Origin of the sequence: Arenibaculum pallidiluteum (genome assembly GCF_017355985.1) — a bacterium.
Lineage (GTDB): Bacteria > Pseudomonadota > Alphaproteobacteria > Azospirillales > Azospirillaceae > Arenibaculum > Arenibaculum pallidiluteum.
Genome location: NZ_JAFIQU010000013.1, coordinates 43,367 through 59,409, shown reverse-complemented (window position 1 = coordinate 59,409; position 16,043 = coordinate 43,367). Strand labels below are relative to the sequence as shown.

Below are 16,043 nucleotides of genomic sequence, written 5' to 3'. Positions count from 1 at the left end.
ATTTAAATTCAATCGCAATCCTTGGTTGACTGATGTCTACACCAAACCGGCTTTTCGGGTGAAATGCTGTTATGGGTTGCCACATTCCGGGTTACATGTGAAACGAGGGTGGGAGATCCCGCAAACATAGCCGGAATTTCGTGTTGTTCCGCAGTGCGGCAATTCCTCCGATAGGAGCCGCGCACGAATGGGCGAGCATTGCGCCGCAGGAGGGGTGCTTACCGGGACGTCAGGGTCGGATCACTGCCGGACGTTCGTGTCGACCCGCTTCGCGGCCGGGATCAGGGAGGCGTTGGGCGCGGGCTGCATGGTCGCGTCGAGGATGCCGATCCAGTCGGCCACGCCCCGGTCCCTGGAGAAGGCGCTCTCAAAGAGCCGCCGTGCGTTCGCGCCCAGGCGCGCGCACTCGGCCGGATCGTCCGCGAGGGCGGCGATGCGTGCAGCCAGCGCCTCGCCTCCACCGATGGGGAAGGCATCGCCGCAGTCGCCGTCCCGCACCAGGGTGGCAATCTCGCCCGTGGGGTCGCCGACGAACAGCGTCGGCCGTCCGGCGGCGGCGATGCCGTAGAACTTGCTCGGCACGATGTAGGGTTCCATGGCCGGCAGCAGCGTCACCAGGTGGACGTCGGCCACGGCCAGCGTCTCGGCAAGCAGCTCGCGCGGCTGCAGTGGCCGCATCATCACGTTGCGCAGGCCTCTGCGCGCCACCTCCCGTTCGACCCATTCCCTGCGATGTCCGTCGCCAACGAAAAGGAAGGCGATGTCGGTCCGGTGCGTCAGGCGCCCGGCGGCATCGATCACGGTGCTGAAGTCGTGCGCGCGGCCGAGATTGCCGGAATAGCCGAGGACGAACTTGTCCTCCAGTCCCCAGAGGCGGCGGAACCGCGACTGCCGAGGGGCGAGCGCGGGGATCTCGTCGCCGTCGGACCAGTGATGCACCACGGCGATCCGTTCGGCGGGGATGCCCCGGCGCCGGAGGAGGTCCGCCATGGCCCTGATCGGCGCGACGTTCCAGCGGCTGAACCGGAGCGAGAGGTCCCTGAGCCAGAGGGTCGCGCGCGCCAGGGGCGTGCCAGCCCGCATCATCCCGAGCGCGATCGGGACCTCCGGGAACAGGTCCATGATCCAGTTCACCATGCGCGCGCGCCGCGCCAGGACGGGCAGCAGCACCGACAGCGACAGGAAGGGCGGGTCCGTGCAGACGATGCAGACATCATCGCGGCGAAGCAGCCGCGCGAGCAACCAGGCCGCGCCGAGATGGAAGGTGAGATAGTCGCACATCCGGCCAAGCAGCCTTCCCCTGCCGAACCGGCTGGTCCGGATGCGGTGGACAAGGACGCCGCGCACATGCTCGCGCGGCGGCAGGCCGGCCTGGGGCGCGTTGTGCAGGCAGCGTCCTGAGACCGCATGGACCTCCACCCCCCGACTGGCTAGGTCGAAGGCGAGGCTGGCAGTCATGCGGCTGGTCGCGGACTCGTCGGGATAGAAGTAGCGGTTCACGATCACGATCTTCATGCCAATTCCGCTCCCCGTTCTTGGGCGAAGGCCGGGACGGGCCGATGGCCTGCCCCCGGGCCCGACGGCAGGCTCCGCAACCAATGGTTCCGATTGTCCGGACCAGCCCGGGCCGCCGGCAAGACAGCAGAATTGAGAAAACGCACAGGGGCGGCGTCCCGCGGATACGTCCAAGGGCGGAGGCTATCAGCCGGATAACTTTGCAGGGTGAGGGGCAGCCTACGAAGGGGCTTCGTCCCTATTGCTATCCTCTCGGCGCCGACTTGCGCGGCTAGTGTTGGCCGACAATCAGGCTGCCGGTCTGCCGGCTTCGAGCCGGCGCGTCGCGGGGCCCTGTCGCGGCAGCCGCCGCAGCCGCTCCGCCATGGCCTCTCCGGCCGAGTGGTCCTGCCGAAGCGGCCGCGGCCATCCGGCGTCGCGAGGAGGATTCGGGTGAGCCTGCAGATCCGCCAATTCCAGAACTCCGCCCGCCTGCGGGACGTCGCCCATCACCTAATCCCGGGCGGCTGCCATACCTACGCCAAGGGAGACGACCAGTATCCGACCCTGGCCCCCGGCTTCTTCGTCCGCGGCGCCGGATGCCGCGTCTGGGATCCCGACGGGAATGAGTACATCGAGTACGGGATGGGCAACCGGGCGGTCGGGCTCGGCCACGCCTATCCGCCGGTCGTGGAGGCCGCCCAGCGCGAGCTCGTCCATGGTTGCAACTTCACGCGCCCCTCGGTGATCGAGGTGACCTGCGCGGAGCAGTTCCTGCGCCTGATTACCCGGGCGGACATGGTGAAATTCTGCAAGGACGGCTCGGACGCGACCTCGGCGGCCGTCCGGCTCGCCCGCGCCTATACCGGCCGGGACATGATCGCCTGCTGCGCCGATCACCCCTTCTTCTCCACGGACGACTGGTTCATCGGGACGACGGCCGTGAACGCGGGCGTTCCCGAGGCCGTCCGACAGCTCACGCTGATCTTCCGCTACAACGATCTCGCCAGCGCCAAGGCGCTGTTCGACGCCTATCCCGGCCGCATCGCCGCCTTCATCCTGGAACCGGCCCGCACCGAGGAGCCCCAGGGCGACTTCCTGCGTGCTCTGCAGCGGCTGTGCCATGCCAACGGCGCCCTGCTGATCCTGGACGAGATGATCACGGGCTTCCGCTGGCACAGGAACGGCGCACAGGAAGCCTACGACATCACCCCCGACCTCTCCTGCTTCGGAAAGGCACTGGCGAACGGCTTCTCGGTTTCGGCGCTGGCAGGAAAGCGGGAACTCATGCGGCTCGGCGGGATCCAGCACCACGACCGGCCGCGGGTCTTCCTGCTGTCGACCACCCACGGTGCCGAGACCCACGCCCTCGCCGCGGCGATCGCAACCATGCAGGTCTACGAGAAGGAGCCGGTGATCGAGCACCTGAACCGCCAGGGGGCGCGGCTCAGGCAGCAGGTGGCGGAGGTGATTTGCCGCCATGGCCTGAGCCAGCACGTGAAGCTCATCGGCCGAGCGTCCTGCCTGCTGTACGCCACCCTGGACCAGGACGGGCTGCCTTCGCAGGCGTTCCGCTCCCTGTTCCTCCAGGAGACGATCCGACGGGGGATCGTGATGCCGTCGCTGGTGGTCAGCTACGCCCATCGCGATTCCGACATCGACCAGACGGTGGAGGCGATCGATGGCGCCCTCCAGGTCTATCGGCGGGCACTCGACGGCAGCGTCGGGCGCTTCCTGGTGGGACCGCCCTCCCAGCCGGTCTACCGGCGCTACAACCAGCACCAGGGTGCCATCTGATGGCCTGGAGCCGTGCAGCTTGGCGGGGCATGACGCGCCTGCTGGTGCTGCTGGCGCTCTGGCCCGTCCCGGTCTCCGGCGGCGAGGCCGCGCCCGCCTTCCCCGTCGCGCCGATTCCCGGCCGGCACCACCTAGCCGATGCGCGGGGCGAGCCATTCCTGATCCATGGCGACACCGCCTGGTCGCTGATCGCGCAGCTCACCCGCGAGGAGGTCGACCGCTATCTCGCGGACCGGCGCAGGCGGGGATTCAACACGCTCCTGGTTTCGCTGATCGAGCGCCGCTTCGCGCGCAACGCGCCGGCGAACGCCTATGGCGAGCAGCCGTTCCTGACCCCGGGCGACTTTGGCACGCCGAACGAGCGCTACTTCGTCCATGCGGATTGGGTGCTGCGGCGCGCCAGGGAGGAGGGCTTCCTCGTGCTGCTGGCGCCGGCCTATGTGGGGGCCGGCGGAGGTGATCAGGGATGGTACCGGGAGATGGTCGCCAGCGGACCCGACACGCTTCAGCGGTACGGCACCTTCCTGGGGCGGCGCTATCGCGACTACGGGAACATCCTCTGGGTCCATGGCGGCGACGAGAATCCCCCGGACAGGCGGCTGCCGGAGGCGATCGCCCGGGGCATCCGCAGCATCGATCCTGGCTCTCTGCACACAGCCCACACGGCGCGGGATTCCACGGCCACCGAATATTGGCGCGGCGCGCCCTGGATCGGCGTCGACACGATTTACACCTACGGATCCGTCCGTTCCGCCGCCCTGCGCCAGTATTCCCGCAGCAGCCGCATCCCGTTCTTCCTGATCGAGGCCATCTACGAGAACGAGCACGAGGCGACCGAGCAGAGCCTGCGCGCACAAGCTTATTACGCGCTGCTGTCGGGGGCGGCCGGGCAGGTCTTCGGCAGCAACCCGATCTGGCACTTCGACGGCCCCGGCCTGTTCGACGCGCCCCTTGGCTGGCGGGAGGCGCTGGACGGCCCGGGTTCGCGCAGCATGACGCAGCTTCGCCGGCTGATGGACGGGCTGAAGTGGTGGCAGCTCGATCCCGACCTGGACGGCACGCTGCTGGTCGAAGGTTCCCGCTCCGCCGAAGGCCCGGCGGTCGCTGCGCGCAGCGGTGACGGCTCCCTGGGGCTCGTCTTCATGCCGACGGCCCGCCGCATTGCCATCGATCTGGGCCGCCTCGCCGGCCCATGGGTCAGGGCGCGCTGGTACGACCCCGCCGACGGCTCGTTCCGCGATGCGGCGCCGCCGCTCGGGGCCACGGGGCGGCGCAGCTTCGAGCCGGATGCCAAGGGCAACAGCTCCGGCTACGGGGACTGGCTGCTGGTCCTGGAATCGCACTCCTGAAGTCCCGCGCCGGAGCCGGCGCGGGAGCCGATGCCGAGGAGAACCATGGGACGAAACGCAGGAGTGGGGCAGATCACGATCGGCCTCTTCGGCCTCTTCGGGTCCGGAAATTCCGGGAACGACGGATCGCTGGAGGCGATGCTCGCCTTTCTGCGCCGCGCGCGGCCCGATGCCGCCCTCGTCTGCTTCTGCCCGGCGCCGGAGGCCGTGGAACGCCGGTTCGGAGTCCGGAGCCACGGGATCGCCTGGCCGGGCTTCGCCGGGCGCGCGGCCAGGCTGGTGGACCGTGCCCTTCTCGGTGCTCCGCGCATCGTGGCGAGCTGGCTGCGCACCTTCCGCCTGGCCGGAAAGGTTGATCTGCTGATCGTGCCGGGAACCGGGATCCTGGACGATTTCGGTACCGGCCCGTCCGGCATGCCCTACACGCTGTTCCGATGGTTCCTCTGCGCCAGGCTGCGCCGCACGCGGGTCTGGTTCGTGAGCATCGGCGCAGGGCCAATCCGGGATCCCGCGAGCCGCTGGCTGATGAAGGCCGCGGCCGGCGGAGCCGAATACCGCTCGTACCGGGACATGATCTCCCGGGACTTCATGGCCGGCATCGGCTTCAACAGCCGCAGGGATCCTGTCTATCCCGACATTGCGTTCAAGCTGCCGGTACCGCCCGAGGGGGCGGCCATCACGGAACCAGTCACAGCGGAAGCGGGCGCCGGCCGGCCGCCGCTCACGATCGGCGTGGGCGTCATGGCCTATTCCGGCTGGCGCGGCGATCCCGCGCGCGGGGCCGAGATCTACGCGACCTATCTCGGCAAGATCGCGCGTTTCGTCCGCTGGCTCCTGGACAGCGGCCACCGGGTGCGCATCCTGACGGGCGACGCCGCCGACAGTGCCGCGGTGGACGACCTGATGACGGTCCTGGCAGCGGACGGCCCAGCCGCGGAGGCCGGCCGGCTCGTCGCCGAGCCCACCGGTTCGCTTCACGAGCTCATGCGCCAGATCGCCGGGACCGACGTGGTCGTGGCGACCCGGTTCCACAACGTCGTCTGCGCCCTGAAGCTCGGCAGGCCCACTGTCTCGATCGGCTATGCCAGGAAGAACGACGCTCTGCTTGCCGAGATGGGACTGCAGGCCTTCTGCCAGGACATCGAGAGCCTCGATGTCGGTCTCCTGCAAGCGCAGGTGACGGACCTGATCGCCGACCGGCAGGCATTGGCCCGGACCATTGCCGAGACGTGCCGACGCTATGAAAGGCTCCTCGCGGAGCAGGACGCGCTTCTGGCCAGGCTGCTGCCCGGCGCCGCGCCGCGCGCTCTGGGCACCGGACCGGCCGGTGCCGCCGCGATGGCCGCGTCCCCTGCGCCGGCCGACCATCCCTTCAGCACCAGGGAGTTCCAGCCATGAAAGTTCTCGTCACGGGCCACCGCGGCTATATCGGCACCGTCATGGTGCCCATGCTGCTCGAGGCCGGGCACCAGGTCACGGGCTACGACAGCGACCTCTATTCCCGCTGCACCTTCGAGGACGGCGGCCCCATCGCCGAGGTGCCGAGCATCCGCAAGGACATCCGGGACGTCGCGCCCGCCGACCTGGAGGGGATGGACGCGGTGATCCATCTGGCAGCGCTCTCCAACGACCCGCTCAGCGACCTTGACCCGGAGATCACCTACGCGGTCAACCACCAGGCCAGCGTGCGCCTGGCGGAGATCGCGAAGAAGGTGGGGGTCCGGCGCTTCCTCTACGCCTCGTCGTGCAGTAACTACGGACTGGCCGGCGACGAAATGGTGGACGAGACCAGCCCCCTCAACCCGGTGACGGCCTACGGTCAGTCCAAGGTCTGGTCAGAGCGCGACATCTCGATGCTCGCGGGCGAGGGCTTCTGCCCGACCTACTTCCGCCCAGCGACGGCCTATGGCCTGTCGCCGCGCATGCGCTTCGACATCGTGCTGAACAACCTCGTTGCCTGGGCGGTCACCAGGGGCGTGATCCTGCTGAAGTCCGACGGCTCGCCCTGGCGACCCATCGTTCATATCGCCGACATCTCGCGCGCCTTCATCGCGGGGCTCGAGGCGCCGGAGGAACTCGTCTTCAACGAGGCCTTCAATGTCGGGCAGACCGCCCACAACTACCGGATCCGGGACATCGCCGAGATCGTGGCGGACGTCGTTCCCGGATGCCAGGTGGATTTCGCGTCAGACGCCGGGCCTGACAAGCGTTCCTACCGCGTCAGCTTCGAGAAGATCGCCCGCACGCTGCCGGGCTTCCGGCCCGTCTGGGACGCGCGCATGGGCGCGGAGCAGCTCCATGCCGCCTACCGCGCCTCGGACCTGACGCTGGATGCCTTCGAGGGCACGCGCTACCAGCGGATCAGCCATATCCGGAGCCTGCTCGCCCAGGGGATCCTGCACGGCGACCTGCGCGAGGCTTCGCCCGCCGGCGACGGTGCCCTGGCCACAGCGGCGGCGGAATGACGGAGGGGGTCGCCGTGGACGGGACAACGGCTGAAGCGTTCCCGCCGGCCCGCGATGCCGGCGGGCCATCGATCGGCGATGCCATCCATGGGACGGCGGCGCGCCTTTTCCCGATCTGCCGCAGCATCACCGGTGACGGCGTCCGCCGAACGCTCGCGGAACTGGGCGCGCTGATCCCGCTGGAGATCCACGAGGTGCCCTCGGGAACGGCGGTCTTCGACTGGACGGTTCCGCGCGAATGGAACATCCGGGACGCCTACGTCAGGGATGCCCGCGGCGTCCGGGTCGTGGACTTTCGGGTCTCGAACCTGCACGTCGTGAGCTACAGTCGGCCGGTCTCGGCGGTGATGCCGCTGTCCGAACTCCGAAGGCACATCCACACGCTGCCGGACCAGCCAGGGCTGATTCCGTACCGGACCTCCTACTACAATGAGGACTGGGGCTTCTGCATGGCCCACGAGCAGCTCATGCGGCTGCCCGAGGGGCTCTACGAGGTCCTGATCGATGCGACGCTGGAGGACGGAAGCCTCACCTATGGCGAGCACCTGCACCAGGGCGCGACGGACGAGGAGGTGCTGCTCTCCGCCCATGTCTGCCACCCCTCGCTCGCCAACGACAACTGCTCGGGGCTGGCGGTGCTTGCCCATCTCGCGCGGCGCATCGCCTCGCTGCGGACGCGCTACAGCTATCGGTTCCTGTTCGCCCCGGGCACCATCGGCGCCATCACCTGGCTCTCGCGGAACCGTGAGCGGGTCGGCCGGATCCGGCACGGCATCGTTGTGTCCTGCGTGGGCGACCGGGGAGAGCCCTCCTACAAGCGGAGCCGCCGGGGCGACGCGTTCATCGACAGGGCCATGGCCCACGTCCTGCGCCATGCGAGCCCGGCGCCGGCAATCCTCGACTTCTCACCCTACGGGTACGACGAGCGCCAGTACTGCTCGCCGGGCTTCGACCTGCCCGTCGGCCTGTTCCAGCGCAGCCGGTTCGGCCAGTTCCCGGAATACCACACCTCGGCCGACAACCTCGGCTTCATCGACCCCGCTTCCCTCGAATCCTCCTTCGACATCCTTCTGTCGGCGATCGAGATCATCGAGGGCGACGGCAGGCCGGTGAACCTGCTGCCGCATTGCGAGCCGCAGCTCGGCCGCCGCGGGCTCTACGCGGCGCTGGGCGGCGGCAGGGACGAGCCCGCGCGGCGGATGGCGCTGCTGTGGGTGCTGAATCTCGCTGACGGCACGCATTCGCTGCTCGACATGGCCGAGCGCTCCGGCCTGCCGTTCCGCGTCATCGCCGAGGCGGCCCACCTTCTCGAAGGGAAGGGGCTGCTGTCCGGCGTGACGCCCCTCCCGCATCCGCAGGGGTGAATGGCGGCTGGCCCCGCGGCGGCGTTCAGCCCGCGAAAGGGGGCCAGCCCAGGTCGGCCGCGGAGATGGCCGCGACCGGAAGCGGCCAGGGGATCGCGAAGGCGGGATCGTCGTGACGGAGGCCCGAGGCCGCCTCGGGCGCATGGAAGGCCGAGATCATGTAGCCGAGTTCCGTGTCGTCGGTCAGCGCCTGGAAGCCATGGGCGAAGCCCCGGGGAACGTAGAGCTGCCGGCGGTTGTCCGCGCTCAGCTCGAAGCCCTGCCATCGCCGGTAGGTCGGCGAATCCCGCCGCAGGTCGACGATCACGTCCCAGATCGCGCCCCGCAGGCAGCGCACGATCTTGACCTCGCCGTGGGGCGGCCGCTGGAAGTGGAGGCCGCGCAGCGTTCCCCGCGCCGCCGAATAGGAGACGCTGTGCTGGACGAAGTTCGTCTCCAGCCCGCGCTCCGTGAATTCACGCACGCAGAAGGTGCGCGCGAAGAAGCCGCGATGGTCCGGGCGCGGCTCCGGTTCCACGATCCAGGCATCGCACAGCTCGGTGTCGACGAAGCGCATTCGGCGGATCCCATGGCGCGGGGGCAGGGTGGCGGCCTCAGCCCGACGAAGGAATGGAGCGGCTGGAGACGCGCGGCCATCCCAGGGCATCGCGGGCGACGCGCGCGACCCGGTCCAGGGCGCCGGGGCGCCGGTACAGGTAGTCCACCGGCGGAAGCACCGCCGTCGACGGGTCGATCCGGCAGGCGAGCTTCAGGAGGTCCAGCCCGACGCGCCCGCGGCCCCGCACGAGATTGGCCGCCGCCGACCAGTAGGCGCGGCCGGCAAGGCTGCGCCGCGCCATGCGGTGCAGGCGCCGCGCTCCCGGAAGGTGGGCCCCCTCATGGGCGAAGAAGGTCTCCACGGCGGCCGAGGTGTGCTCGACGTGCCAGTTGTGCGCGTCCCGGATGAAGGCCGACCGCGAGGTCACGTGGTGGCGCAGGATACCCTGGACTGCGTCCGTCTCGGCGACGTCGCCCAGGCAGGCGAGCCTCAGCCAGATGTCGTAGTCGTCGGTGTGGGGCAGCTCGGGGCGGTAGTGGCCGGCCTGCTTCTGCGCGGCGGTCCTGACCACGAGGGTCGAGCCCGGAATGTCGAAGACGGCGGTCCGGCAGAACCGCTCGATGAACGCGCCGCCGCTGATGATGCGCCACTCGGCGTCCTGCCGGTCGGCGACGACCGGCATCGGTCCGCCATCGTGGAGCGGCGCGTCGCGCCCATAGGTCATGCAGACGCCGGGGTGCCGCTCCATCACCGAGACGGCGCGCCGCAGGCAGCCCGGCACCAGCAGGTCGTCGGCGCACAGGATCAGGAAGTAGTCGGCTTCGGCCCAGTCGATCCCCTCGTTGTAGGACGCGTGGGGGCCGAGGTTGGTGCGCCGGGCGACCACGTCCACCCGGGGGTCCTCGCGCGCGAGCTCACGCGCGATCTCGGCGCTGCCGTCGGTGGACGCGTTGTCGATCACCAAGACGCGGAGCTTCTCGACGTCCTGCCGCAGCACGCTGGTGACGCAGTCGCGGAGGTAGCGCCCGTACTGATAGGAGGGGATGACGACGTCGACGCTGGCCATGACCATCTCCTGGCTCGCCCGGTCGGATCGCCCGGCAGGACGGCGCACCCATTCTCGGGGCACCGGCGGGCCCGGCAAGACCGGCAAAGGACGTATCGCGTCCCGCCTCCGTGCCTCAATGGCCGGAGGGGTTCACCCTGCGGCGGAGCCCCACGGCACCGCTAAGCCCGGCTGCTTAGCTGCCTTCGCCGATCGCCGATTCCTCTCAAAGCCAGGGTCTCCGCGCCCTGCGGCGCGGATATCCTCTGCCCGAACCCTGAACCGCGGCCCGGGCGCCTCCACCCGCCCGGCCGGACCGCCGCCTGCCCGAACCACGCATCGACCAGCAGGGAGCCGCCATGGACACGCACACCGCAGACGCTCCGACGGACGGCCGTTCCATGGCCGGCGGCAGTTGCCGGCTATGCGGCGCACCACTGCGCCATACCTTCGTCGACCTCGGGATGTCGCCGCTTTGCGAGAGCTATCTTCCCGCCGGCCGGCTGGACGAGATGGAACCGTTCTTCCCGCTGCGCGTGCAGGTCTGCGACCGCTGCTTCCTGGTGCAGCTCCGCGACTACGTCGGCCCCGAGCATATCTTCCGGGAATACGCCTACTTCTCGTCCTACTCCACCACCTGGGTCGAGCACGCCAGGTCCTATTGCGCGATGATCCGCGACCGGCTCGGCCTAGGTTCCGACAGCCTGGTCGTGGAGCTGGCCAGCAACGACGGCTATCTGCTGCAGCACTTCCTGCCGATGCAGGTTCCGGTGCTGGGCGTGGAGCCGGCCGTGAACGTGGCCGCGGCGGCGATCGCGAAGGGCATCCCCACCCGGGCGGAGTTCTTCGGCCTTGCCCTCGCGCAGGAGCTGGTGGCCGAGGGCCGGTCGGCCGATCTGATTGTCGGGAACAACGTGCTTGCCCAGGTGCCGGACCTGAACGACTTCGTCGCGGGGATGCGCTGCCTGCTCAAGCCCGAGGGCTTGATCACGCTGGAGTTTCCGCATTTGGCGCGGCTGGTTGCCGAGAACCAGTTCGACACGATCTATCACGAGCACTTCTCGTACTTCTCGCTGATTGCGGTCGAGCAGATGGCCGCGCGCCACGGCCTGAAGCTGATCGACGTGGAGGAGCTGCCGACGCACGGCGGCTCGTTGCGCGTCTATCTCGCCCATGTCACGGCGGCCCATGCGATCGCCCCCGCGATCGCGGCCCTGCGCGAGCGCGAGATCCGGCTCGGCTTCCGGGACATCGGGACCTACACGACCTTCGCGGCGCGGGTTCACGAGACCAAGCGCGCGCTGCTCTCGCTGCTGATCGCGGCCAAGCGAGAGGGCCGGCGGATCTGCGGCTACGGCGCACCGGGGAAGGGCAACACGCTGCTGAACTACTGCGGCATCGGCACCGACTTCCTCGACTTCACGGTCGACCGCAACCCCTACAAGCACGGGCTCTTCACGCCCGGCATGCACATACCGATCCTCCCGGTGAAGGCGATCGACGCCGCCCGGCCCGACTATCTCCTGATCCTTCCCTGGAACCTCCGGGACGAGATCGTCCGGCAGATGCGGCACGTGGCCGACTGGGGCTGCAAGTTCATCGTCCCGATCCCCGAGGCTACGATCATCGATCCGAAGGAGCTGCTTCCATGAAGGTCGTCCTCTTCTGCGGCGGACTTGGAACCCGGATTCGGGAGTATTCGGAGAACGTTCCCAAGCCGATGATCCCGGTCGGCAATCAGCCGATCCTTTGGCACATCATGCAGTACTACAGCCGCTTCGGGCATACGGACTTCGTTCTCTGCCTCGGGTACAAGGCCAACGTCATCAAGAAGTTCTTCCTGGAGTACCGGCCGCAGGCCTACGCCGACTGCATCGTCTCGGGCTTCGGCAGCAATGTCGAGCTGCTGAGCGAGCCCGAGAAGGACTGGCGGATTACGATGATCGACACGGGGATCTGGCGGAACATCGGCGAGCGCCTGTGGGCCGTCCGCGACCACGTCCGGGGCGAGGAGATGTTCCTTGCGAACTACAGCGACGGGCTGACGGACGTGGATCTCGACGACATGGTCGAGCGCTTCCGGAGGAGCGGGAAGATCGCCTGCTTCCTGGCGATCAGGCCGCCGCTGACCTACCACCTGGCCGATATCGACGCCGATGGGCGCGTCCGGGAGTTCCGCTCGTCCGACCGCTCGGAGATGTGGATCAACGGCGGCTACTTCCTGATGCGGCCTGAGATCTTCGACTACATGCGGGAGGGCGAGGAGCTGGTGCTCGATCCCTTCCGGCGCCTGATCGAGGCCGACCAACTCATGGCGTACAGGCATGAGGGGTTCTGGCGCTCCATGGACACGCTGAAGGACCGCCAGATCCTCGAGGACATGGTGGAGCAGGGCGAGATGCCATGGCGGGTCGGCCGGCGCGCACCGGGCCGGCCGACGAAGCCCCTGGTCTCTGCGTCATGAAGGACTTCGGCCTGGTCGCTCCGGGCGAGAGCCTGTCGGTCCTGTGCCTGGGCGCCCATTGCGATGACGTGGAGATCGGCGCGGGCGCGACGATCCTGAGCTGGATCGATGCCGGGGTGCGGCTGCACGTGCAGTGGTGCGTCCTCAGCGCCGCCGGCCAGCGGGCCGAGGAGGCGCGTGCCGGCGCCGCGGCCTTTCTCGAGGGCGCCGCCAGTGCGCGGATCGAGTTCGCGGAGTTCCGCGATGGCTTCTTTCCCTACCAGGGGGCCGAGATCAAGGACTGGGTGGCCGCCATGTCCCGGCGCTTCACGCCCGATCTGGTGCTGACCCACCGCCGTGGCGACGGCCACCAGGATCACCGCGAGGTGAACCGGATCACGTGGAACGTCTATCGCGACCACGTGATCCTGGAATACGAGATCCCGAAATGGGACGGGGATCTCGGCCGGCCCAACATGTACATGCCGGTCTCCGCGCGCCTGCTCGAGCGCAAGATCCGCCTGCTGGAGGGAATTTACGGCACCCAGCGCGCGAAGGACTGGTTCGACGGGGAGACTTTCCGCGGTCTCGCGCGCCTGCGCGGAATGGAGTGCCGGGCGCCCGAGCGCTATGCCGAGGCCTTCACCCTGCGCAAGGGACGCCTTGGCTAGGCGGCACTGGCCCCCGGATGCAACCGCCGATCGAAGGGTGTGATGCCATGGCCGATGTCGCGCCGATGCCCCTCCAGCAGAGCTTCTGGAACTCCTGGAACGCCACCCACAACGAAGCCGCGCTCCGCGACGTCAGCATCCGCCAGGCGGAGATCGTCTGCGGATGGCTGGACGGGATCGGCCGCAGGGACCTCGACATTGTCGAGGTCGGGTGCGGAACCGGCTGGCTGTGCCCCAGGCTGGCGCAGTATGGCCGCGTGACCGGCACCGACCTCTCGGACCAGGTGCTCGCCCGTGCGCAGCGCCGCGCTCCCCACGTCACCTATGTGGCCGGGGACTTCATGAGCCTCGATCTCGGCGCCGAGGCCTTCGACGTGCTCGTCACGCTGGAAGTGCTCTCCCATGTGGCGGACCAGCCGGCCTTCGTCAGGAAGCTGGCAGGCCATCTGCGGCCCGGAGGCCTGCTGATGATGGCGACCCAGAACCGCTTCGTCCTGGAGCGGTTCAACGACGTCCCGCCGCCTTCGCCTGGGCAGTTGCGCCGCTGGGTCGACCGGCGGGAACTGCGGGCGCTTCTCGATCCGGAATTCGTGGTGCGGGAGGTCTTCTCCGTCACGCCGAAGGCGAACCGCGGGGTCATGCGGCTGGTCAACTCGTCCAGGGTGAACCGGCCGGTGCGCGCCCTGCTGGGCGATCGGGTGGAAAGGCTCAAGGAAAGGATGGGGCTGGGCTGGACGCTCATGGCCCTGGCGGAGCGGCGCCGGTAGGTCCGACGGAACGCGCGGCTCCGTCGGTCCGGGCGCGGAAAGGGCCGATCCGTTCCGAAACATGCGCGAGGACCGGGGGGCAGATGGCAGGGGTAAGACGCGCGTTCGTGCTGAATGCGGCCGAGCGCTATTCCGTGATCGCGGTCCAGTTCACGATGATCGCCGCGGTCTCGCGCCTGCTGACGCCGGCCGAGATCGGCCTGTCCGTGGTCGGGTCCGGGATCATGACGGTCGCCCTGTCCCTGCGCGAGTTCGTGACGTCCGAATTCCTGGTGCAGCGCAGGGACATTTCGCGGGAGGACGTGCGCACCTCGTTCACGGTGCTCTTCGCCGTCAGCGCGACGGTCGCCGCTGCCCTCGCGGCGACGACGCCGTGGATCGCCGACTTCTACGGCGAGCCCGGCCTCGCGCGCTACCTGCGCGTAACCACCGCCGCCTGCGTTGTCGAGACGCTGGCGCTTCCCATCACGGCGCTTCTGCGCCGGGACATGGCCTTTGGGGCGCTCGCGGTGATCAACGCGGCCTCCGCCGTCGCGGGCGCCGCGGTCACCCTGATCCTGGCGATCCTGGGCTTCAGCTACATGAGCTTCGCATGGGCGCTGCTGGCTGCCTCGGCGACGAGCAGCCTTCTTGCCTTCGCCTTCCGTCCCGAAGCCTGGATCCTGCGGCCGTCCCTGGCCTCCTGGCGCGGCGCGCTGGCCTTCGGGTGCTTCAACGGGTCGACCATCATCCTGACCCGGATCTACGATTCCCTTCCCCAGCTCGTCCTCGGGCGGTTCCTGCCGCTTTCGACGGTCGCGCTCTACAACCGGGCGAGCATGGTCTGCGGGCTGCCGGACAGGTTCATCCTGTCGGGCGTGTTCTCCGTGGCCTATCCGGCCTTCGCCGCCGAGGTCCGCCGGGGCGGCGACCTGAAACGGCCCTACCTCGACGCGCTGAGCTACATCACCGTCCTCCACTGGCCGGCGCTCCTCGTGCTCGCCCTGCTGGCCCACCCGGCGGTGCTGCTGATCCTGGGCGGCCAATGGCTTGGCACCGCGCCGCTGATCCAGATCATGGCCGTGGCGAGCCTGTCCTGGTTCCCGGTGATCCTGACCTATCCCGTCCTCGTCTCGCTGGGGGCGCTCAGGGACAATTTCGCCTCGAAGCTCCTCTCCGTTGCGTTGGCTGCGCCGATTCTCTGCCTTGCGAGCGCCTTCGGCGTCACTGCCATGGCGGCCAGCCTGTTCCTGACCCTGCCGATCCAGATGCTGGTGTCCCTCAGCTTCGTTCGCCGCCATGTGCCCTTCGCCTGGTGGGAGATTCCCGCGGCCGTCGGCCGGAGTGCCGTGGTGACGCTATGCAGCGTCCTCGGCCCTGCGGCCGTTCTCGTGCTGTCCGGGGGCGGTGGCGAGCTCTCGGCCGGGGCGACCACGGCTGCGTCGCTGCTGGCCATCGCCGGATGGGCGGCCGGGCTGGCCGCGACCCGGCATCCCTTCCTGAAGGAAATCCGCAGGACGCTCGAAGCCGTCGGTGGCCAGGCAGTGCTTCTGCGCCTGGCCCGCGTCCGCTTCCGCCCCTTCGGCCGGCCGCGTCCCGCCGGGACGGGGGAAACGTCGTGAGGGCACCGCCCCCACATCGCCCTCCTTTGGCTTAGGTCCCGCGGAGGAAGAGGTGGCATCCGCGGCGTGCGTTACGCCCGAAATCCACCACAAGGCGTACTTTCACTCTGATCTTGGCGAGTGTTAGCATTTCATTGCGATTTTTCTTGCGGGGCGGAACTAAAAGTCCGGCGTTCCGGCCGCCTCGCACACAAGAACAGAAGATCCTCGTCGTGCGACGCAGGCATACGATTGGATGGGAAGGGGAGATGATCATGCTGGACCACGTGATGCCGCGCGCCGGCATCGTGCCTTCCGGGCACGCGGCGCGGTTCTCCGACCGCGGCTCCGCGGTGCTGCCCGGCTTCCGGATCCCGTACCGTCCCGCGTCGTAGTGCCGGCATCCCAGGGCCGGTCGGTCGGACCCGGTGTACCTTCGCGAGCCGGACTTAGGTCGCCGCGCCGGTAGTGCGCCGCCCCGGAAGTCCCTTCCGCCATGGTTCCAGGAGCTGGCGTCGAGACGGGCGCGC

General features: G+C 69.0%; 14 protein-coding genes. 11 read left to right on the top strand and 3 right to left on the bottom strand.

The features are described from left to right. Positions 1 to 240 precede the first annotated feature (240 nt). Entirely contained in the window at positions 241 to 1,515 is a 1,275-nt protein-coding gene (locus JUB13_RS21815; protein WP_207482603.1) for a glycosyltransferase family 4 protein, read from the bottom strand. 432 nt (positions 1,516 to 1,947) lie between these two features. Between JUB13_RS21815 and JUB13_RS21810 the strand changes: the two genes are divergently transcribed. From JUB13_RS21810 to JUB13_RS21790, 5 genes are read left to right on the top strand one after another with little or no spacing between them, the layout of a single operon-like run. Continuing rightward, on the top strand, positions 1,948 to 3,291 hold the full coding sequence (locus JUB13_RS21810; protein ID WP_328702984.1) for a glutamate-1-semialdehyde 2,1-aminomutase: 1,344 nt from the start codon (positions 1,948 to 1,950) through the stop codon (positions 3,289 to 3,291). 29 nt (positions 3,292 to 3,320) lie between these two features. Further along, complete coding sequence (locus tag JUB13_RS21805; protein WP_207482602.1) at positions 3,321 to 4,640, top strand: apiosidase-like domain-containing protein; 1,320 nt, start codon at positions 3,321 to 3,323, stop codon at positions 4,638 to 4,640. A gap of 45 nt (positions 4,641 to 4,685) precedes the next feature. Then, positions 4,686 to 6,038, top strand: coding sequence for a polysaccharide pyruvyl transferase family protein (locus JUB13_RS21800; RefSeq protein ID WP_207482600.1), 1,353 nt, complete (start codon positions 4,686 to 4,688; stop codon positions 6,036 to 6,038). Continuing rightward, positions 6,035 to 7,105 (top strand): NAD-dependent epimerase/dehydratase family protein, encoded by a 1,071-nt coding sequence (locus tag JUB13_RS21795; protein WP_207482598.1) that lies wholly within the window; start codon positions 6,035 to 6,037, stop codon positions 7,103 to 7,105. Before JUB13_RS21800 ends, JUB13_RS21795 begins: the two co-directional genes overlap by 4 nt. A 14-nt stretch (positions 7,106 to 7,119) precedes the next feature. Then, entirely contained in the window at positions 7,120 to 8,469 is a 1,350-nt protein-coding gene (locus JUB13_RS21790) for a DUF4910 domain-containing protein (protein WP_328702983.1), read from the top strand. A 25-nt stretch (positions 8,470 to 8,494) separates the two neighbouring features. Here the strand turns inward: JUB13_RS21790 and rfbC are convergent, their stop codons facing one another. After that, positions 8,495 to 9,025, bottom strand: a complete 531-nt coding sequence (gene rfbC, locus JUB13_RS21785; protein ID WP_207482594.1) for a dTDP-4-dehydrorhamnose 3,5-epimerase — start codon at positions 9,023 to 9,025, stop codon at positions 8,495 to 8,497. Positions 9,026 to 9,062: 37 nt separating this feature from the next. Continuing rightward, a complete protein-coding gene (locus JUB13_RS21780) occupies positions 9,063 to 10,073 on the bottom strand; it encodes a glycosyltransferase family A protein (RefSeq protein WP_207482592.1) in 1,011 nt (336 codons plus the stop codon). A gap of 338 nt (positions 10,074 to 10,411) precedes the next feature. On the opposite strand from JUB13_RS21780, the gene JUB13_RS21775 reads away from it, so the two are divergent. The 6 genes from JUB13_RS21775 to JUB13_RS31865 all read left to right on the top strand — a co-directional run bounded on the left by JUB13_RS21775 (position 10,412) and on the right by JUB13_RS31865 (position 15,908). After that, complete coding sequence (locus tag JUB13_RS21775; RefSeq protein ID WP_207482590.1) at positions 10,412 to 11,704, top strand: class I SAM-dependent methyltransferase; 1,293 nt, start codon at positions 10,412 to 10,414, stop codon at positions 11,702 to 11,704. Next, positions 11,701 to 12,516 carry a glucose-1-phosphate cytidylyltransferase gene (locus JUB13_RS21770; protein WP_207482588.1) on the top strand — a complete coding sequence of 272 codons (816 nt, stop codon included), beginning with the start codon at positions 11,701 to 11,703 and terminating at the stop codon, positions 12,514 to 12,516. The genes JUB13_RS21775 and JUB13_RS21770 overlap by 4 nt, the downstream gene beginning before the upstream one ends. Further along, positions 12,513 to 13,166 carry a PIG-L deacetylase family protein gene (locus JUB13_RS21765; protein WP_207482587.1) on the top strand — a complete coding sequence of 218 codons (654 nt, stop codon included), beginning with the start codon at positions 12,513 to 12,515 and terminating at the stop codon, positions 13,164 to 13,166. The genes JUB13_RS21770 and JUB13_RS21765 overlap by 4 nt, the downstream gene beginning before the upstream one ends. Positions 13,167 to 13,213: 47 nt before the next feature. After that, positions 13,214 to 13,933, top strand: a complete 720-nt coding sequence (locus JUB13_RS21760; protein WP_207482585.1) for a class I SAM-dependent methyltransferase — start codon at positions 13,214 to 13,216, stop codon at positions 13,931 to 13,933. Between the two features lie 83 nt (positions 13,934 to 14,016). Further along, entirely contained in the window at positions 14,017 to 15,534 is a 1,518-nt protein-coding gene (locus JUB13_RS21755) for an oligosaccharide flippase family protein (protein WP_207482584.1), read from the top strand. A 248-nt stretch (positions 15,535 to 15,782) separates the two neighbouring features. Beyond that, positions 15,783 to 15,908, top strand: coding sequence for a hypothetical protein (locus tag JUB13_RS31865; protein WP_268914400.1), 126 nt, complete (start codon positions 15,783 to 15,785; stop codon positions 15,906 to 15,908). Positions 15,909 to 16,043: the final 135 nt, after the last annotated feature.